Below are 20044 nucleotides of genomic sequence, written 5' to 3'. Positions count from 1 at the left end.
TCGGCCGAGGTCCCGTCCGCGGCCAGGCTCGCTCGCCATCTCGCCGCAGCGTCCTGCTCAGCCTCAACTCCTGCCTGTCCTAGCTTTGCTTAGCGGCGAGCACTGATAGCGCAACCCTCGGCCCACGATCCGGAAGCGCTCGCGTCCCGCCGCTGAGAACGGATTCGGCAACTCCAAGACCCGGCGGTGCTCAGGGTCGAGGGCGGAGGTGATCAGAAGGATGCGGTATCGGTTGCCACGCGCGTATGTGCGTGCGGCGTCCACCTCCGACGGGCCGAGCTCGAATTCCATGCGTTCGGAACTCTGCTCGCTCAGCGCCTTCACCTCGTACAACCGTGTGGTGTCACGCCATGTGACTTCGAAGTCGTAGCCCAGGCTGTCGGATGCTTCTCTGTCGCCGTTGATGACCGCGGCGTAGCCCGACCGCCAGCGCACTTCTGTGTACTGGCGCTGGAGCCAGGCTCGCGCCGCCACCTCTCCGACCAGGCCGATGGCCGACTTCTGGTCCTCACTCACGTGGTGCATGCGTGCCACGACAATGCGCTGCTTGCCGGAACCCCCGCCACTTCGGGGCTGCGGCACCCCGGCGATGGTATCCAAGCGCACCCTGCCGGACTGCGCGAGGAAGGATTCGTCGATCGTCCTAGAGGCAGCGTCCGCGATAGCGGAGAAATGATCACGGCCTACCGTGACCTCCTTCTCCCCGATCACGATCGTTGCCGGGCCTGAGCCACGCGAGCCAGGAGTGCCCTGCGACGGCCCGGTCTTCGGGGCAAGGTCCTGAGTCGTGAGTCCGAGGAGGCCCATGTCGGCACTGAGCGGCATGCCGGCTGGCCACCCCACGCTGCGGACCACCACGTCGAGCAGTTGTCCCTCGCTCAGGACCAAAAGGTCGCTCAGGCCGGATCCGTCGAGGAGACTCCTCGCCTCCAGCAGGGATGCGCCGTACCAGCCGGGCGGTACCGGGATGCCGTGGCGGCGGCACCAGGCCGACACCAGCGGTACCAGAGCCGGAACGAGACGGTCGAGTGCGGACGTGTTCAGCACGCGAAGCCGGTCGACGGGCTGGAGATCCGTGGTCCGCTCAAGGTCGTCATCGGCACCGTGCAAGCGAAGCCAGGTTGCCGCCCTGGCCCGCATCTCCTCCTCGGGCGGAGTGACGAACCGGGCCAGCCAGTCCGGGTCCGGAAGCAGATCGTGGAGATGGCGTGCCGCAGCGTATCCGGAGACATCCTCTCCGTCGCGGGCCGCAGCCGCGTACCGTTCACGCAGCCTGTCCACAAGTGCGTCGGCCCAGCTGCGCACGAAGTCGCCGAAGGCCTGCTCGTGAAGGTCCGGGTAGGAGTACGGGGCATACCCGAGGCCGAGGGCAGTCAACGCCGCGTTGAACTGTTGGAAGTCCAGCCCCAGCTCGTCACGTAGTTCGGCCGGCGCAGTGCAGGATCGCGCGAGCGCAACCAGCTCCGATGCCGGTACAGGCAGCGTGGGTGCGTAGCGGCCGACAATCTCGACGAGTTCGTCCTCGCTGGCCGCCCGACGGAGGACCATTGCGGCGTCCTCATCCCACTCAGTCGCGGCGAGGCAGGCCAGCACAGGGCACAGCAGCCGGACCGTGTCCTGCACATCTCCCGTGAGGTTGCGCCTGATCTCCGTGACCTTAGCCTCGGTCGTGTCCAGCGCCATCGCGAGAGTGTGGTCGTCGATCCGGGTCGGATTGTGGGTGCCGAGCTGCCGCTCCAGCTTGACGAGAACCAGTTCCAGCGCATCCTGCAGCCTCGGCCTGCCCAACAGCTGCGCGATGGCCGGAGTGCACGCCTGCAACTCGTCCCAGCCTTCCTCGCTCCTCCAGACGACGACCGTGGGGTGATCTGCGTCCGGCAGCGGCAGACCACGTGTCGTCGGCGGCGGTTCCGTGAGCACTCCGGAAATGAAGATCTCGACATCGTCGGCACGGACGATCCGGATCGTGCGCAGCCGTTCGAGCAGCGCACGCACGCCGCGCTCGCTGCGGCGTTGGAAGGCCCCGGACTTCAGTTCCACGGCCAGCGCCACCACCGTGACCAGCCAGTCCCTGCCGTCGATAAGCGTTCCCGCGCGTCCCGTGGGAGTGATCGGCTCCCCGTCCCGATGGCGTACCTGGACCTCAATGGCCGACGTGCGGACCGTACAGATCCCGTTTGCCGCCGCCATGGCCACGATCGCCTCACCGCTCTCCGGGCTGGTGACCAGAACCGGATGGCCAGCCAGCTCGACGAGTGCTTCCTTCAGCGGCGCTGGCTCATCACAGACATGGACGGGTGCATCGTTGGAGGACGGCACGAGAGTGCCGAGGACGTTGCCGCGGCTGACGACCAGCCGTACTGCTTCGCCGTTGGACCACGGCCAGTGCCGTGTCTGCGCGATGTGCGACCAGGCCCGCCCGTAATGCTTCTTGAAGGAGACGCTGAGGTATTCGGGTACGTCGCCCTTCTCGAGGATCTCACCGAGATGCTTTACAGCCGCACCGGCGTGCTGCGGGTCGTCCCAGCTCCGAAGGCCGCAGAAGCGAAGCCGTGCGGCTGATGCGTTGTCGGTGAGAAGGCGGCGAGTCGACAGGGGGAGCGAGGGGACGAATGCTGGCAGTTCCCCGTCGGTGGTGAACCATGCCTGGTCAGGCATCACGAACGACGAACCGTCTGACTCACCGTCCTCCACCGGAAGCCAGGGCATGCGGCGGAGGAAAGATCCGAACGGAGTCGGCCAGGAATGGGGGTCCTTGAACGGATATGTGGGTCGGTGCACGGTTACGGTGAACGCCTCGTCCCCCCAGGTGCGGAATCCGAAGAGCAGCAACTCCGCGAACTCGCGCCGGGCGATGGAGCCGAGGCTCGCAACCTCCGCTGCCCCCGGCAGATGAGACAGCGGTCGCTGGAACTCGTAAGGAGTCCACGGGTGCGCGAACTTGGTCCATCCCGTCCGCACGTCCGCTTCCCACGCCGGCCCCAGGCCGGCGCCGAGCCCGAACCTCAAGGCCAGCACATGGGGCACCAGGTCGTTGCCGTGGTGGGCTCCTAGGCGGTCTCCGACCGAGGACAGCTTCAGGCCGTCGCCCACGCCGATGACCGTGAGGAAATCGATGTACGCCTCACGGTCCCGAACCAGCGCTGGCCAGTCGCCGGGATCGCTGATCCAGTGCTCCCGCTGAGTTGCCAAGGACGCGATCTGGGAACCTCCCGCTTGGAGAAACCTCTCCAAGCGCCGGGCGCCTTCGGTGCCCCAGCCGGTCGAGAACGAGCAGCGTGTCGCCCTGGCCCAGCCTCCGCCGTCCAACGGGACCCGGAAGGCAATCCGAGGCAGCCGTTTGCGCTGAGCCTGCGTGAGTGCAGGGAACTGCCGAAAGGCGAACGTGAGGGCGTCCCGGCAGAGCGCCTCCGAGGGACGCCCTGTGAGAAGGTCGTGCAGCGCGTCGAAGACCTGGTCCAGCTGGTAGGGACGAACCAGTCCGTTGAGTTCGAAGAACTTACGCCCCGGGCCTTCCCAGGAAATGCCCGGGTGGGTGAAGGAGATACGACGCCACAGTGCTTTGAGGTCCCCGGGGACTCGGGCGACGGCGTCGTCGCTCTCATCGTCGGGATGGAAGAAGACAGTCTCTTCCTTCTTCCCGGGCTCCACCCAATTGCCGAGAGCCGGCCTCAGACGGCCGTCCTGATCGAGGATGATCCGTCGCCCCCGCAAGGCGGCGTGGTCCCGGGTGAACGCCTGCGCCACGTCGTTGTAGAAGTCCGCCCAGTCCGGGCTCGCCGATTCCCCGCCATCGGCACGCAGCCTTTCGGCCACCTTCTCGACCCACTCCGCCGTCTTGGCCACCGGAGGACGCATGGGCTTCGAGAGAACCGCCCTGGCCAGGCTGTCGACACGTGCCTGCCGGACAGAGCCCACGGAGGAGGCAAGCAGGTGGCCTCCCACGCGCGTGAACGCTGCGGCGGTGAGAACCCGCCAGGGGCGTCTGCCGTCCGGCCATGTGAAGGAATCCCGCAAGGTGCCCCAGGCCCCACCCCCTTCCAGCGGAACGATCGGCTCCACGGCCAGTAGCCCGCTCATGGCTTTGTCCAGGCGGGCAGGGTTATCCCAGCACACGAGGTCTAGGACGAGGTCCCTGGCAAGGTGATCAGGGGCCTCAGAGCGCAGCCGTCTGGTCAGCCCCACCGACAGAGCGGCCAGTTGGTCGAGCAGAAAGTCATTCAGAGCTACAGTCTGGCTGATGTCGCGACGAGCCATCTTGGTGAAGAACGGGGCATGGGTGTGACCCAGGAACGGGGCGGGGGCTGCGCTGGACATGGGAATGAAGGTGTACATGCGTCCGTGCTGCAGTGGTTTGTCCAGCCGAAGCGCGACACCGACCCACGCCTCACCCTCCCACCCCCGCCACTTCGCGTCGATCTCGTGCGCCTGAACACTGAGCTCAATCGCCTCGCGCAGCGCCTCGGGCTCAATATTTCGACGCGCCAGCAGGTAGCGCCCCGCATCCGCCAGATTGACCTCGCGGACCCAGTCCGCTTGCCGGGCCTGGAACAGATCCGAAGAGTGTTCGGCGCGTGTCAGCACACGCCGGAAGCCACGATCGCCGCTGCACCGAACCTCCACGACAAGCTCCCGCACGCGGTCGAGGAAAAGCAGCAGCGGCGCCTCGTCGTGAACCACTCCCTCGGCCTGGGCCACCGCGAGCCCCCAGGCGTGATCGTCGCCCAACGGAAGTCGTACGACCGTCGAGAAGCCTTCCTCGGCCAGTTCCTTGAGTACAGGGTCGGTGACATCGGCCGGGACCGGCAGCGCCAACGGGGAGATGTCCTTGATCACTTTGGCTGCCAGCGCGCTGTCGTCGACCATGCTGCGTACATCTTCCGGTCGGGCAAACCGAAAGCAATAGCCGTCGAACGATCCGGAGGAGGGCGATGCCTTGGAGTAGATCTCAGGCCATTCGGTCAGCTGCAGCACGCTGCGGAAGCCGAGTCCTTTGTTGCCGATCCCCTCTCCGGCCCCCTTGCTCGACAGAGCGAGCTCGATGATGGCGTGGAAGTTCTCCTCGGTGAAGCCGGCCCCTTCGTTGGCGACGTACAGGACGCCGCTTCCGCCCTCCTGCAAGCTCGCCAGGACAGTGATCCTACCGGCGTCACCCGGAGTCAAGGCGTCGTGACCGTTCTGGATGAGTTCCAGGATCGTCCGGCCCTCGTACTCCTGGGCCGCATCCTCACTGACGGACTTCAGGCTCTCGGCGAAGCGCCACACCTGTCCCGCGTCGTCAAAGATCTCGATTCGCCGTCGGGTCAGGGCAGTGATGGCATCCCGGAAACTCGTTCCTGATGCGCTGTTCCACGTAGATGTGATGACCGCTCCCCCTCACTGAACCGGCATGCTTGTACGTGCCTGCCGGGAACCATGCTCATCAGTGTGACCAGGGTGGAGGACAGTCCACGATTTCAGGCCAATCCCCATGAGAGTTCCCAAACCAGGCGTTCAGATGCCGTCAAGCCACCTCTTCTCGCTGCGACACCAAGCCTCCTGGTCGCTTCGCCGCCCCAGGAGGGCTGGAACGGCTCAAAGAGACCATGCTGCAGCCCAAATTGTCAGAGGTGGCTGCTATGGGCACGCCAGGTGCCTTTGCGTGGGTGCACTGCAGCATGACGTCGATTGTCCGAACCACCACCGGAGCTGAGGCGCTGCGCCGGGGAGCGGCTGTGCTGGTACGCCGGTGTCTGCGCCCCATGGATGCCCCTTCCGTCCGGAACCGAACATCCGACGGCGGTGAACTCATCAATCCTGCCAACGTCGGCAAGGGTTCAATGAGTTGGCCAGCTGCGCCCATCCCACACGTATCTGCCGCCGTCCGCTAGGGAAGACTGACTCCCTGTAGTGTTCAAGGACCTAATTCACGTTGTGGGAGGGGCAGTTGGGGTACCGGGTCGAGACCGTCAACCTGGTGGAAGCATCCTGAGGGATGCTGCGGCTGCGGGACTTGATCTTCGACATGCTGTCCGCGCTCGTGATCGAGCTCGCCGAGCAGCACGGCATGGCCGGTGACGATGACGCTGGACGTACCTTCGCCAGCGTGTACAAAGAGTCGGCCCGTACGGTGGTGGACCAGCTCAGCCATGCGTCGTTCGTGATGAGTCGCGGGGCTCAGGGACTGCTGGCCACGGCTACGAATTACATTGCGGCGGAGAGCGCTGCCGCCGCCGAGCTGCTCGGCGACAGCGGCGACACGGGGGGTTTCGGCTCAGCCGTCGAACGAGGACTGCACGCCACGGCCCAGCCACCAGGGCGAGGACCTGCCAGAGGTGGTGGGCGAGACCAGCGGCGTCGACCAGTTCGTGTTCGACGACCGCTATCGCGGTAACCCGGGGAAGGCCCGCACGGTGGCAGCCACCTGGCGCAGTGCCGCCGGCATCGTGGAAGTCGCCTTCGACGAGGCCAAGGGCCACTGGCGCCGGGCGAACCTCAATCACGAAGGGGTGGCGACTGACGGCATCGAGGACTACTTCAAGCGCTTCGTCGGCAAGGGCGACCCGCCCAGCCAGCCGCAAGGGGACGAGCCGCTGCTGCCCAATCTCTACGCCGCCTGCCGGGCCCTGTCAGCGGCCTGCGAGAAGTACGCCGACCACATAGAGACGGCCCTGCAGCAGATACCCAAGGACGAGAACCCCCTGACCGGCGAGTTCCTGTGGCCCTGGGAGAAGGCACAGTTCGGCGGCAACGGCTACGACGGCGGCCACAGCGAACTCGTCTCCAGCGACTCCGCCATACTCCGCCTGGCCAATGTGCCCCACGCCCTCGACAGCTCCAAGGCCCGGATCAAGGTCCCCCAGACCGACACCGGGTCCGGCCTCCCCACGCTGCCACCCTTCCTCGGGCCGATCATCCGCGCGCCCATCATGGTCCCGGTCGGCTACACCGTGCCCGACCCCAACGTCCCGTACAAGCAGCCGGTCCCGCCACCCGTGCCCCCCGATCCTCGCTTCCCAAGGCTCACCGGCACACAGCAACAGAGCTTCCATACCTACCTCAACAGCCTCACCGACGGGGGCTACTCCGGTGGCCTTGCACAGGACAAGGCTTACCAGTACCGCGTGGCTGGCTACCCCGAGAAGGAAGTGCCGCTCCCGTCCGGCGTCTCCAAGGGGAACACCTGCAGCCGGGCTTTCAGCAGGTCGTGACGAGGTCAGCGCCGCCTTCGAGCGGATGCGCGGCGGCGAGGGCGCCCGCAACGTCGTCATCCTCTCAGCATCTTCAACAGCGCCCTGGACGAGTCACCCCTTGAGTGCCGCGACTTCACGCCCGCGACGCCGAATGCAGGACCCCGCCGTGATGGGGGCGACCGGCTACCCGGACGGCCGGACACACACCGGCAAGGGACGACGGGCTTGCGAACACGAAGATAGGCTGCTCACGTTGCCTCGCCTCCTGGGCGTACGAAAGATACTCATTGACCGGCAAATGCCGTGGCGATAACAATGCTGGGCATGAGTCCTGATTCGAAGACGCATCGCGCCACGCTTCAAGGAAATCATGTCGAGTCAACGGAGGCGATGACGGTCGTCATTTCTCCGCATCCCGATGACGCGGTGCTGTCGTGCTGGGACGTCCTCACCCGGCCGGACGTCCGCCGCGTCGTGACGGTCTTCTCCGGCATCCCCGCCTCTGACGCCCGGCCGTCGGCCTGGGACCGGCTGACCGGAGCATCCGATGCCGTTTCCCGAGCATCGGCACGCAGGGAGGAGGACCGCAGGGCCCTCGCCATCGCAGACTGCACCCCGACTCACCTCGACTTCCTCGGTTCCACGCACCGCACCGAAACCCTCGACACGGCGGCACTGCGCGCCGCGATCCGCCGTTCGGTCGCCGACGCGGACGTCATGTGGGTTCCAGCGGCCATCGGCGGCCACCCCGACCACATCGCGGCCCGCGACGCGGCGCTCGAGGCTAGGGGTTCGGGGACCTGCTTTCTCTACGCCGATCTGCCTTATGCGGCCAGATTCGGTTGGCCCGACGGTCATTCGGGCCTCGACGTCGCGGGCTGGCTCACCGCGCAGGCCACCGGCATTCCCGTGGACTCCCCCATTTTTGGGGACTACCGAACCACACTGCTCTCCGATTCGAAAAAGGCATCCAAAATCGCCGCACTGAAGGAGTACCAGAGCCAGTTCACGGCACTGCAGGTGAGCGCGGGCAACGGATTCCCGACCGGGCCGGAATGGTCTTACGAGGTATTCTGGCCGATCCAAAATCAAGCTTCCAGCGATTGATCCGCTATTACCGGTAGTTCGTTGAACTCGTCGGTAGCACGGGTTGACGGCAAGGCGGGTCGGTCGTAGAGCGGTGATAGGGAGTCAACCGCCGTACTGGGGGTCGAAGATGACCGTCCGTCGTCCGTGTCCGCCCGCGCCGGGACCGCTGGAGGAGTACGCGGCCCGGATCGATAACCTCTTCGTCAGCCTGGCCCAGCGGCGAGGGTTTCGTGAGTATCTGACCGGGCTGCTGGCGCCGCGGGACCGGAACAAGACGATCACCTGCCTGGCAGGGGCGGAGCCGGTGGCCGGCGCAGGCATACCGGGAGTGCAGCGGCTGCAGTTCTTCCTGTCCGAGTCCACCTGGGACGCCGAGCAGGTCAACGACCGGCGGCTTGATCTCCTGCGCAGTCAGTCGGCGACCGCGCCGCACGACGGCGGAGTGATCGTGATCGACGATTCCGGGGACCGCAAGGACGGCCGGGCGACCGCGCACGTGGGCCGGCAGTGGCTGGGCCGGTACGGCAAGACCGACAACGGCACCGTCACGGTGACCACGGTGTGGACCGACGGCCGCGTGTACTACCCGCTGCACGCACAGCCCTACACCCCGGCCCACCACTTCGCCCGCGGCCGGTCCGACCCGGCCTTCCGCACGAAACCGCAACTGTCAGCCGCCCTCGCAGCCCGAGGAAACGAGGCGGGCTTCGGCTGCCGCGCGGTGGTCGCCGACTGCGCCTACTCCGTCAGCGACGACTGGTACCTCGCCCTGCGTGACGCCGGACTAGCCTACGTAGCGGCCCTCAAACCACACAGAGGCACCTGGGCCCCGGCCGATCAGCCACACACCCCCATCGATGCCGCACACGCCCTGACCTGGCGAGATGCCGATCATCCCGGCGACTTCACCCCCGTTGAGCGTCACTTCCGCGACGGGCACACCGAGACCTGGTGGGCCGCTGACGCCCGTCTGCGCGGCTACGGCCCCGACTCACCCTGCTGCCTGATCGTGGCCACCACCGACCCAGCCGGCCTGCCGGAGAAGGCCACCTGGTACTTGGCCATCAACCTGCCCCATCCCGACGCACCCCACGCCGCCACCAGTGCGCACCCGCCGGCCGACCTCGCCGAGATCGTCCGTCTCTACGGACTGCGGCCGTGGATCGAGCAGAGCTACAAGCAGATCAAGGACGAACTCGGCTGGGCCGACTTCCAAGTCCGCTCCGACCGCGCCATCCGCCGCCACCAGACCCTGGTCAACTGCGCCTTCTCCTTCTGCTGGAACCAGTGGTTCGCCCCACCCGGACCACTGGATGCCACCGCACCAGACCCACGCCCCGACAGCGGGCCAGAGAGGGGGCCCAGCCCCGTCCCATCAGCCCCAACTGCCTTGCTGGCCCAGGGCCTTACGCGCCATCCGTTCATGGCTCACCCCGGCCACCACCCTGAACCGGTGGTGGCGAGCCTGGACGGACAAGGACCCGCCCGCCGAGCTCCAGGCCCTGATCGACGCAGTCACCACCGGACACGGCATTGATCTCTACTACCGGGTCTAACGAACTACCGGTAGACCGCGAAGGGCGCGTGGTAGTGTGCGCGCGCTAGCGTTCATTGACGGGGGACGCATGTCAGACGCACAGCTGCACTACAAGCCCCTGGTTCTGCGGATGGCGGCGTTGTGACGGTGCTCTTCTGCTTCAAGAGCAGACACGGTCTCGGTAACGCCCGGCGAACCGTGCTGATCGCGCGGGCCCTCTCCGAGGTCGCGCCCGGCATGAGGATCGTCCTGATGGGCCAGGGACGCCCCGCTCCCCTGCTGCGTGGCTGCGGGTTCCCAGTGGTGAACCTACCGGTCCTCGACCGTCTGCCCAACGACGCCCTGGACGCCGCCTATCTCAGCCTGTTGAAGTCACTCGTGATCAGGATCTCCCCGTCGATCATCGTGGAGGACACCTATCCCGACCCTCGGCACCTGTTCCTCGAACCGTTCCGCGATCTCCCGAAGGTCCTTGTCATGAGCGGGATGACCAGGGGCTCCTATCTCGAACGCCTGCGCCAGGACCGCCACTTTCGCCATTTCGACCGGATACTGGTCGCGAGAGAGCGGGGCGACGTCGTCGGCGCGCTCGACCTCACCCGGGCAACCCGGACAGTCCTCGACCACACCAGGGTCCGCTTCTGCGGGCCGGTCTTCACGCTGCCGGACGCGGGCGAGGTCGCGGCGGCCGGCGCGGCCTACTCCCCCGGCGGCGATCCGCTGGTCGTGGTCAGCGCCGGCGCGGGCGGCGACATCACTACCCAGGCCTATCCCGAGCGGCTCTTCGGCTCGATGGCCGAGGTGGCGGTCCGCCTGCACAGGGACGGGGTCGCGGCCCGCGTCGTGATCGTGGCCGGTCCCCACTACCGCGGCGTGGAACCGTCGACGCCGCCGAACACCCTGCTCGTCCGCTTCGCTCCCGACCTCCCGGCTCTCCTGCACGCTGCCCGCGTCGCGGTCATCCGGCCGGGCAGCAACGTCCTGCGAGAAACCCTCTCGGGCCCGGCGACCACGATCGTCGTGCCCAACTTCAGCTGGGCCGAGGACCAGCGGGCGACCGCCGACCTGGTGACCGGTTCGCTGCCCCAGGTCATGAGCGCCGCCCACGACGACCCGGATCAGCTGCACGAGCTGACGCTCGCCGGGCTCTCCGATCCGCTACGGCCGCCGTGGTCCGAAGCACGGGCCTCCTCGGCCGGGGTCATCGCCGCAGAGATCCTCGCGACGCTCGAGGAGCGGACGCCGGCCCGCCCGTCGTGCTTCCTGTACCTCAGCGGCCTCGGCACGGCTGAACGGCGTGCGACGGTCGAACGCCTCCTGCCGGGGATCCCCTGCGACGGGGACGACCCTCGGATCCGCCTGTTCAGCACCGTGCCGGGAGTGGAAGTGTCCCCCGCCGTCCTCCACGACGACGGTGTCCGGCTCCTACTCATCCCCGCGGGTGAGTCCGCCGATTCCCGGCACGGCGTCAACTACGACCCCGGCTACGGTTACGATCTTCCGGTGTGGCGGCGGGCCCATCACCCCGCCGACCACGGGTTGGCCGTCGCGGAGGTGCACCATCTGCGGGCGCTGCAGGGCGCTCCGGGCGCGCTCGCCTACCGGCTGACGCGATTGCGCGAACGGACGGCGCTGCCCGCGGTCTGGATCGACCTGCGGGCGGTCGCTGATTCCGCCCTGCCCTCCTACACCGCGGCGCTGGCGGCGGCGCTCGCCGCATCCGGCTGCCGCAGCGCGTCCGTCACGGAGTTCGTCGACCACCACGTGTCCGATCAGCTGATGTGAGGTGCCCTTGCCGCCCGAGGACGTCATCGTCGACTTCAGCGTCCGCAGCGCGGGGCCGCGCATGGAAGAGGTCGCCGACCTCGTGATGTCGCTACTGGAGAGCGGCGCGATCCAGATGGCCGACTTCGCTGCGGAGGACGATCCGTCCCTTGTCAGAGCCGTCGGCTACGGCCGGGACGACGCCGCCTCGTGAACATCGTGGATGGTCTTCTCGAGACCGTCGAGGACTCACCCGACGCCGTCGCCGTCTCGTGCGATCGGCAGTCGCTCACGTATCGAGAGCTCGCCGAACGCTCCGACGGGATCGCCCGGAGCCTCCGGTCCGCGGGCCTGGGGCGCGGCGACGTCGTCGGCGTCTCGGTGGGACGCTCCGTGCACCTCATCACCGCCATGATCGGTGTTCTTCGGTGCGGAGCGGCCTACACCTTCCTCGATCCCGGCCATCCCCCGGCACGCACCCGGCTCGTCATCGAGGACGCGTCCATCCGGTTGGTGATCAGCGACGGGCCGTCGAGCGTCCCGGCCGATCTCGGAGTGAGGACGCTCGATCTCGGCCGCCCGGGAGAACCGGACCCCGGCTCCGGGCCGTCCCCTGAAGGTCTCGGGCGCGAGGAGTGCCGGGCGCTCCCGGACGACCCCGCCTACGTCATCTACACCTCGGGCACCACGGGAACCCCCAAGGGGGTGGTGGTCACCCACGGGAACGTCCTGGCGCTCATGAGCGGCGCGGCCGAGGTCCTCACCTTCGACGCGGGGGACGTCTGGTCCGTCTTCCACTCCGCGAGCTTCGACTTCTCCGTGTGGGAGATCTTCGGCGGGCTGCTGACCGGAGGGCGGCTGGTCATCGTCCCTGACGCGGCGCTCTACTCACCGATGGACCTGCTCTCCCTGCTGGAGACCGAGAGCGTGTCGGTGCTGAGCCAGATACCCTCGATCTTCCGTCATCTCGTCAACGCCTACGAGCGCTCGGACCAGCCGACCCTCGCGCTCAAGATGATCGTCTTCGGCGGCGAGGCGATCGATCGCGCCTCCCTCCTCAAGTGGTCCCGTCTCTATGACGGCTCGGCGCAGCTCATCAACATGTACGGCATCACCGAGACCACGGTCCACGCCACCTGGCTCCGCCTCACCGAAGCCGACCTCGTGGACCTCCAGGCGCCCACGCCGATCGGCCGGCCCCTCCCCCATCTGGGCCTGCTGCTGCTGGACGCGTCGGGACGACGGGTGCCGGACGGCGAGCCGGGCGAGATCTGGGTCTACGGCTCCGGCGTGGCCCTCGGCTACCTGAACCGTCCGGAACTCACCCGCGAACGCTTCCGAGAGATCCAGGTCAACGGCGCGACCCTGCGCGCCTACCGGAGCGGCGACCTCGGCCGGAGGACGGCCACCGGCGTCCTGGAGTATCTCGGGCGCATCGACGACCAGGTGAAGGTCCGCGGCTACCGGATCGAGCTCGGTGAGGTCGAGTCCCTCCTCCGGGCGCATCCCTGGGTCCTCGACGCCGCGGCCTGCGTGAAGAGATCGACGGAGTCCTTGATCGCCTTCGTCGTCCTCCGCGAGGAAGCCGCGCACGAGTCCGCCAAGTCGATCACGAAGGGGCTCCGCGCGTTCCTGGCGGCACGCCTCCCCGGGCAGTCGGTCCCTTCCGCTTTTCACGCGATCGACCGCCTTCCGCGTCTCACCTCGGGCAAGCTCGACCGCAACGCCCTCGCGGACCTAGGCTCCCCCTCGCGGGATCAGCCCTGACGGACGTCGACCTGGTAGCAGAGCGGGACGCCGAGGGTGACGCGAGCGAGCTGATCATCGATCAAACGGGCCGCCCGGGCCCAGAAGTCAGCGGTGTTGGCTCCGACGTGCGGGCTGATGAGGACGCCCGGGCAGGACCAGAGCGGATGGTCCGGCGGCAGCGGTTCCGGGTCCGTCACGTCCAGCCCGGCGAGGAGCCTTCCGGAGGACGTCTCGGCGAGCAGCGCCGCGGTGTCGACGACGGGCCCACGGGCGACGTTGACGATCATCGCTCCGTCCCGCATGCGGGCCAGCAGCGCCCGATCGACCAGTCCATGGGTCCGCGGAGCCAGGGGGACGGCCAGGACGAGCACGTCCGCCCGCCCGGCGACCTCGGGGAGGTCCTCGAGAGAGCGGACTCCCGGACGCTCGGTCCGGCCGAGAAGAACGACCTCGACGTCGAACCCCGACAGTATGCGCGCCAGGGCACGGCCCACCGCCCCCGCGCCGACGATCGCGACCGTCCGCGCGGCAAGACGGGGACGCGGACCGGGATCGGACCAGTGCGCGCGGCGCTGCTCGACGACCCATCGCGGCACGTGGTTGAGAACGCCCAGGATCAGGCTCATGGCCACCTCGGCCGTCGGCTCCGCCTGAAGGGCGTTGCACAGGACCACGCCCCGCGGAACCCGCCCGACGTAGCGGTCGACACCCGAGTTCAGCGCCTGGACGAGCCGGAGACCACGCAGCGACGACAGGGCGTCGAGGGTCGGCTCATCGGGAGGCTGCGGCGGGACGAAGACCTCCGGAGCTTCGTCCCGGCCCGCCGCGTCCGCTCCCGGATACACCACGAATCGTGATCCCGGTCGCGGGGCGACCCGCGCGGCCAGCTCCTCGGAAAGCCAGACGAGCATGACCACAGATTGCCACATGAGGGAGGAGAAGCGATATGGACCACGAGGTATGCCGCTCTTTACACTTGTTCGCTGTGAGGACCCCCGTGAAGGTTCTGGTCATCGGCAGCGGCGTGAGCGGGTTGAGCTGCGCGATCGCCCTCGCGGAAGACGGCTTCGAGGTCCTCGTGGTCACCGCCGAGGACATCCTGAAAACGGCTTCGGCAAGCTCGGGAGCGATGTGGACGCCGCATCCGGTCGGCCCCGAAGCAAAGGTCCTCCGCTGGGCGGCGCAGACCTACCGGGGACTCGCGTCGATCGCCGAGAGCGATGACGCGGGCGTACGGATGCTCAGTGGCGTGAACGCCGCCCGGGGACCGGTGGACGATCCGCCCTGGGCGGCTCGGTGCACGCCGATCCGGCGCGTCCCGGCGGCAGACCTGCCGGCCGGTTACGCCGACGGCTTCACGTTCGTCGCGCCCGTCGTGGACATGCCGCGCTACCTCACCTACCTGCGGAAACGGCTGGAGCACGCCGGGGGCCGCGTGCAGCGGACAGTGCTCGGCTCGCTCGGCGAGGTCCTCGATGCCGCGCCCATCGTCGTCAACTGCGCGGGGCTGGGCGCCCGCGAACTGGTCCCGGACGCCACGATGCGAGGCGTCCGGGGCGAGCTGGTGGTCACCGCCAACCCGGGGATCGACCGCTTCTTCGCCGAGATCTCCGAGGTGGCCGGGGACATGCTCTACATCTACCCGCACGCCTCGACCGTCGTGCTCGGGGGCATCGCGGGCGAGGACGAGGACGCCCGGCACCGCCCCGAGGAAGCCGAGGCGATCCTGAAACGGTGCACCGCGGTCGAGCCACGCTTGGCGGGCGCGGAAATTCTCGGATTCCGCACGGGAATCAGGCCTGTGCGGCCGGTCGTCCGCGTCGAGGTCGAGGCGGTGGCGGGGACGACCGTGATCCATGACTACGGGCACGGGAGCGCTGGCGTGAGCCTGTCATGGGGCTGCGCTCAGACCGTACGTGAGCTGGCAGAGCTCGCGGGACGGACGTTGTGAGCAGGCTGGAGGACCTCTTCGCGGAGGCCGTCCGCGCCGGGCCCGGCCGTCCCGCGATCACCGCGTTCGACGAGACGGTCTCCTACCGGGAACTCGACGAGCGGGCCGAGGCCGTCCGCGCCGAGCTCCTCGACCGGGACGCGCGGCCGGGCGACGCGGTCGTGGTGCGACTGCCTCCGTCGATCCGGCAGGTCGCAACGCTGATCGCGGTGCTGCGGGCGGGCTGCGTGCACGTCCCCTTGGAGCCGCGCCTGCCCGAGCGGCGGGCACGGCTGATGACGGACACGGTGCACGGCCGGTTCCTGGTCGCCCCGGACGGTCTCAGCGGCCCGTTCGGAGCGGGCGCGGCCGACGAGCACGGCCCCGGCGCGCTGGCCTACGTCACCTTCACCTCGGGTTCGACCGGCGTGCCCAAGGCCGTGGGGACGCCGCACGCGACCGCCGTCCACTATCTGCGGACGCTCATCGAGGCGGGCCATGTGGCGGCGGACGACCGGATCCTCCAGCTGGCGACGCCGTCGTTCGACGCATCCGTCCGGGACACGCTCGGCCCGCTCGCCGCGGGCGCCCACCTCGTGATCGGGTCCGAGGATCCGGGACTCCAGCGGGACCTGCTGCGGCGGCACGCGGTGAGCGGCATCCTCGGGATCGTCCCGACGCTGCTGCGGCTGCTGGCCGACGGCGGGGGCCCGCCGTTCCCCGCGCTGCGGCGCGTCCTGGTCAGCGGGGAGCCGCTGACGGGAGCGGACGTCCGGAGGGTGCGGGAGGCGTTCCATCCCGGGGTGACGGTCGTCAATCTCTACGGGCCGACCGAGTGCACGATGACCACCACCGCCCACGTGATCGGCCCGGCCGACGATCCGTGCGACGGGCCCGTCCCCATCGGGCGGCCCCGGGCCGGAACCACGATCCGGCTGCTCGACGAGCGGCTGCAGCCCGTCCCCGACGGCGCCGCTGGCGAGATCTACATCGGTGGACTCGGGGTCACCCGCGGCTATCTCGCCGATCCCGTCCGCACGGCCGAGCGTTTCGTCGCCGATCCCGCCGCGCCCGGGAAGCGCATGTACCGGACCGGCGACCTGGCGCGGCTCCTCCCGGACGGCGATCTGGAGTTCCTGGGCCGGATCGACCGCCAGGTGAAGATCCACGGGCTCCGGGTGGAGCCGGGAGAGATCGAGGCGGCGCTGCGGGCCCATCCGGCCGTCCGGGAGGCCGCCGTCCTGGTGGCGGACGCGACGCTGCACGCCCATGTGGGCCACGGTTCCCACGCCGCCCCCGATGCCCGGGAGCTGCGAGACCATCTCCGGAGCCTGCTGCCCGAACCGCTGGTCCCCGCGTCGTTCTCCGTCGTGACGGAGCTCCCGCGGACCGCCAGCGGCAAGCTCGACCGCCAGAGACTGCGCGGGCCCGAGCGGCGCAGACCCGCCGGAGCCGCCCCCCGCGCCGGGTCTGAGGAGCCCGCGATGCTGGCCATCTGGCGTGACCTGCTCGGCGAGCCCGAGCTCGGGACGGGCGACGAGTTCTTCGTCTTCGGCGGGGACTCCCTCACGGCCCTGCGCCTGCTGACCCGGGTACGCGAACGTTGGGGGCGCGCCCTCAGCACCGCCGACCTGTTCGAGCATCCGACCGTCGCCGGGTTCACGGCCGTCCTGGCGGCGGCGGAACCGCTCCCGCCTCGCCTTCCGGCCGCCGCACCCGACCCGAGGACCCTGTCGTTCGCGCAGGAGCGTCTCTGGTTCTTCGAGCAGCTCCTGCCGGGCAGCCCGCTCAACACCATCCCGATGGGATTCCGCACCGACGGAGAGCTGGACCGGCAGGCCCTGGAGGGAGCGCTGCGCGAGCTCATGGCCGCCCATCGGGAACTGCGCGGCGGCTTCCTGTCCGAGCACGGCCGGCCGGCGCGCCATCACCGAGACGACGAGGCCGTGACGGTCCGGGTTCTGCCGTCGGACGATCCCGTCGCCTCGATGAACGAGCTGGCCTCACACCCTCTCGACCTCGAGAACGGCCCCCTCCTGGATCTCACCGTCTTCGAGCGGGCGGGCCGGGCGGCCGGCCTGTTGCTGCGCGCCCACCATCTGGTCTCGGACGCCTGGTCCGTCGAACTGATCTTCAAGGACCTCTCCCGGGCCTACGCCGCGCGCCGGCCCGGCCCGGCCCCGCCCGCCCCGGTCGAGTACTCCGGCCACGTCGCCCGGCAGCGGGCCTGGCTCACCGCCGACCAGGTGGAACGGCACCTGCGATTCTGGCGGGCTGAACTGCGTGACGCTCCCCAGACGATCGACCTGCCGACCGACCGGCAACGCCCCGCCGTCCGGGAGTATCGGGGAGGCATGAGCGTCCGGCGCGTCCCGGCGGACGTCCTCGTCTCGGCCGAGACGTTCGCGCGCGCCGAGGGCACTACCCTGTTCACGGTGCTGCTGTCAGCGTGGGCCGCGCTCCTGCACCGCTACAGCGGCCAGGACGACCTGGTGATCGGCGTCCCGATGTCGGGCCGCACCGACGTCGCCTACGAGTCGGTCACCGGCCTGTTCGTCAACACGCTGCCGATCCGGCTGCGGCTGGACGATTCCCTGGAGTTCGCCGACCTGGTCGCGCGGGTCCGGACGGCGCTAGCCCGGGCCCTGGACCATCAGGACTTCCCGTTCGAACGCCTCGTGGAGGAGCTGCGACCGCCGCGCGACCTCTCGCACGGGCCGCTGTTCCAGGTGCTCGCCGACTACCAGGTCGCTCCCGTCCCGGACCTGCCGGGGCTGAGCCTCACCCCCGTCGACGTCCACACCGGGATGGCCCGGTTCGACCTGTCGGTGACGTTCTCGCGGCGTGGCGACGCCGTCGACGCCGTCCACACCTACGACGCGGCCCTGTTCGACGCCTCGACGGTCGAGCGCATGACCGGCCACCTGTTCCGGCTGCTCGGTTCCGCCGTACGCGACGGCCGCCAGCCGCTGATGCTGCTCGATCTGCTCTCTCCTCAGGAGCGCGAGGAACTGACCCGGGGGCCGCGCTCCCCCGAGGTTGCGCCGCCGCTGGTGGTCCCCGCGTTCCTCCGGTGGGCGCGGGAGGCGCCGGAGCGGGTCGCGATCGTCGGCGAGGGCCGCCGGGTCACCTATGGGGAGCTCGCCGGGGCGGCCGGCGCGGTCGCCGGTCTGCTCGAACGGCGGGGAGCCCGGCCGGAGACCCCGGTGGCCGTCATCGCCGATCCGGGCCCTGACCTCGTCGGGGCGCTGCTCGGCGTCCTGGCGGCGGGAGCCGCATACGTGCCGCTGGATCCCGCGTATCCGCCCGCGCGGATCGCCGCCGCCGCCCGGGACGCGGGGGCGACGATCGCCTTGGTGCAGGAGCGCTACGCTGGGCTCGTCCCGGCCGGGATCGAGACGTGCGTGATCCCGCGCGGCGCCGGGCCGCTCCACGCGGCCGAGCCCGGGAGGGAGCGGCTCGCCTACGTGATCCACACGTCCGGATCGACCGGACGGCCGAAGAGCGTCGAGGCCACCCACGGGGGGCTGGCCAACGTCCTCGGCGGGATGGCGGAGATCATCGGCTTCTCCGCCGACGACGTGCTGCTCGCCGTCACGACCGTCTCGTTCGACATCGCCGCGCTCGAACTGTTCCTGCCGCTGATGCGCGGCGGCCGCGTCGTGACCGCCTCCCGCGAGCAGAGCCGCGACCCGGTCGCCTTGCGGGCCCTCGCGGCCGAGTCGGGCGCGACGGTCATGCAGGCCACCCCCGCGACCTGGCGGGCGTTCGCCGAGGCGGCCGGACCCGCCCCGGCGCTGCGGGTCGCGCTCTGCGGCGGCGAGGCACTGCCGCCCGATCTGCTGCCGGGCCTGTTCTCCGTCGCCGACGAGGTCCGCAACGTCTACGGGCCGACCGAGACGACGATCTGGTCGACGGCCGCGCTGCTGGCGCGGACCGGGCCAGTCTTCCTCGGCGACCCGATCGCCCACACCCGTGTCCTGGTCCTGGACGCCGCGCTGACCCCGGTGCCGCCCGGTGTGGCGGGCGAGCTCTACCTCGGCGGCGCGGGCGTGGCCCGCGGCTATCGGGGCCGCGCGGACCTGACCGCCGAACGGTTCGTCCCCGACCCGTTCGCCGCCGAGCCCGGAGCCCGCATGTACCGGACGGGCGACCGGGCGCGACGCGACCCGACGGGCGCCCTGTTCTTCCTCGGCCGGAGCGACCGGCAGGTCAAGATCAACGGTTTCCGGATCGAGCCGGGCGAGGTCGAGGCCGTCCTGGCCGGCCATACCTCGGTCATCCGCGCGATCGCCGCGCCGGCCCGCTCGCCCGACGGCACGGCACGGCTGGTCGCCTACCTCGTCACCCGTGACGGTCTGCGTCTGTCGGTGGAGGAGGTCCGCGCCCACGTGGCCGCCACGCTCCCCGCCTACATGGTGCCGTCGGTCGTCGTCCCGCTGGAGTCCGTGCCGCTGACCCTCAACGGGAAGGTCGACCTGGCGGCGCTGCCGGACCCGGGAACAGCCCGTCCCGCGCTCGGCACCTCCTACACGCCGCCCGCGCCCGGACCGCAGAAACGGCTCGCCGGAATCTGGTCGCGGGTCCTCGGCGTCGAGCGGATCGGCGTCCACGACGACTTCTTCGCGCTCGGCGGCAACAGCCTGCTGGCGTTCCAGGTCATCGCCCGGGTCAACGAGGCGTTCGGGACCGGGCTGCCGCTCCAGCCGCTCTTCGCCGACCCGACGGTCGCGGGCCTGGCGCGGCACGTCGAGGAGGACGTCATCCTGCGGATGCTCGACGAGCCGACGCCGTGACGGCGGC

The 20044-nt window shown here is 69.5% G+C and carries 11 protein-coding genes; 8 read left to right on the top strand and 3 right to left on the bottom strand.

The annotated features are described in order from the left end of the window. Nucleotides 1-63 precede the first annotated feature (63 nt). Together OG607_RS41125 and OG607_RS41120 are read right to left on the bottom strand one after the other, a co-directional pair. The gene (locus OG607_RS41125; RefSeq protein ID WP_405734784.1) at nt 64-5265 is read right to left on the bottom strand and encodes a sacsin N-terminal ATP-binding-like domain-containing protein; all 5202 of its coding nucleotides are present in this window, start codon (nt 5263-5265) and stop codon (nt 64-66) included. A gap of 628 nt (nt 5266-5893) precedes the next feature. Then, on the bottom strand, nt 5894-6130 hold the full coding sequence (locus tag OG607_RS41120; RefSeq protein ID WP_405734782.1) for a hypothetical protein: 237 nt from the start codon (nt 6128-6130) through the stop codon (nt 5894-5896). Between the two features lie 187 nt (nt 6131-6317). Between OG607_RS41120 and OG607_RS41115 the strand changes: the two genes are divergently transcribed. From OG607_RS41115 to OG607_RS41090, 6 genes are all read left to right on the top strand, one after another. Continuing rightward, nucleotides 6318-7190, top strand: a complete 873-nt coding sequence (locus OG607_RS41115) for a hypothetical protein (RefSeq protein ID WP_405734780.1) — start codon at nt 6318-6320, stop codon at nt 7188-7190. Between the two features lie 306 nt (nt 7191-7496). After that, nucleotides 7497-8279, top strand: a complete 783-nt coding sequence (locus OG607_RS41110; protein ID WP_405734778.1) for a PIG-L deacetylase family protein — start codon at nt 7497-7499, stop codon at nt 8277-8279. 109 nt (nt 8280-8388) lie between these two features. Further along, the gene (locus OG607_RS41105; RefSeq protein WP_405734776.1) at nt 8389-9798 is read left to right on the top strand and encodes an IS701 family transposase; all 1410 of its coding nucleotides are present in this window, start codon (nt 8389-8391) and stop codon (nt 9796-9798) included. A gap of 141 nt (nt 9799-9939) precedes the next feature. Continuing rightward, complete coding sequence (locus OG607_RS41100; RefSeq protein WP_405734774.1) at nt 9940-11583, top strand: hypothetical protein; 1644 nt, start codon at nt 9940-9942, stop codon at nt 11581-11583. 7 nt (nt 11584-11590) lie between these two features. Continuing rightward, nucleotides 11591-11776: a hypothetical protein gene (locus tag OG607_RS41095; RefSeq protein ID WP_405734772.1), complete on the top strand. Its 186-nt coding sequence runs from the start codon at nt 11591-11593 to the stop codon at nt 11774-11776. A 5-nt stretch (nt 11777-11781) separates the two neighbouring features. Continuing rightward, nucleotides 11782-13329: an amino acid adenylation domain-containing protein gene (locus OG607_RS41090; protein ID WP_405734770.1), complete on the top strand. Its 1548-nt coding sequence runs from the start codon at nt 11782-11784 to the stop codon at nt 13327-13329. Here the strand turns inward: OG607_RS41090 and OG607_RS41085 are convergent. Beyond that, nucleotides 13320-14222, bottom strand: a complete 903-nt coding sequence (locus OG607_RS41085) for an NAD(P)-dependent oxidoreductase (RefSeq protein ID WP_405734768.1) — start codon at nt 14220-14222, stop codon at nt 13320-13322. The two genes, OG607_RS41090 and OG607_RS41085, sit on opposite strands and share 10 nt — an antisense overlap. 74 nt (nt 14223-14296) lie before the next feature. On the opposite strand from OG607_RS41085, the gene OG607_RS41080 reads away from it, so the two are divergent. Together OG607_RS41080 and OG607_RS41075 are read left to right on the top strand one after the other, a co-directional pair. Then, nucleotides 14297-15262 (top strand): FAD-dependent oxidoreductase, encoded by a 966-nt coding sequence (locus OG607_RS41080; RefSeq protein WP_405734766.1) that lies wholly within the window; start codon nt 14297-14299, stop codon nt 15260-15262. After that, entirely contained in the window at nt 15259-20037 is a 4779-nt protein-coding gene (locus OG607_RS41075; protein ID WP_405734764.1) for an amino acid adenylation domain-containing protein, read from the top strand. Before OG607_RS41080 ends, OG607_RS41075 begins: the two co-directional genes overlap by 4 nt. Nucleotides 20038-20044: the final 7 nt, after the last annotated feature.

Origin of the sequence: Streptomyces sp. NBC_01537, assembly GCF_045040445.1 — a bacterium.
Classification (GTDB): domain Bacteria; phylum Actinomycetota; class Actinomycetes; order Streptomycetales; family Streptomycetaceae; genus Actinacidiphila.
This window is presented reverse-complemented; position numbering and strand designations above follow the sequence as displayed.

Coding starts and splice junctions, on each gene's coding strand:
- OG607_RS41120 (WP_405734782.1), bottom strand. CDS start 6,130: ATGGCTGAGCTGGTCCACCACCGTACGGGCCGACTCTTTGTACACGCT.
- OG607_RS41110 (WP_405734778.1), top strand. CDS start 7,497: ATGAGTCCTGATTCGAAGACGCATCGCGCCACGCTTCAAGGAAATCAT.
- OG607_RS41105 (WP_405734776.1), top strand. CDS start 8,389: ATGACCGTCCGTCGTCCGTGTCCGCCCGCGCCGGGACCGCTGGAGGAG.
- OG607_RS41085 (WP_405734768.1), bottom strand. CDS start 14,222: ATGCTCGTCTGGCTTTCCGAGGAGCTGGCCGCGCGGGTCGCCCCGCGA.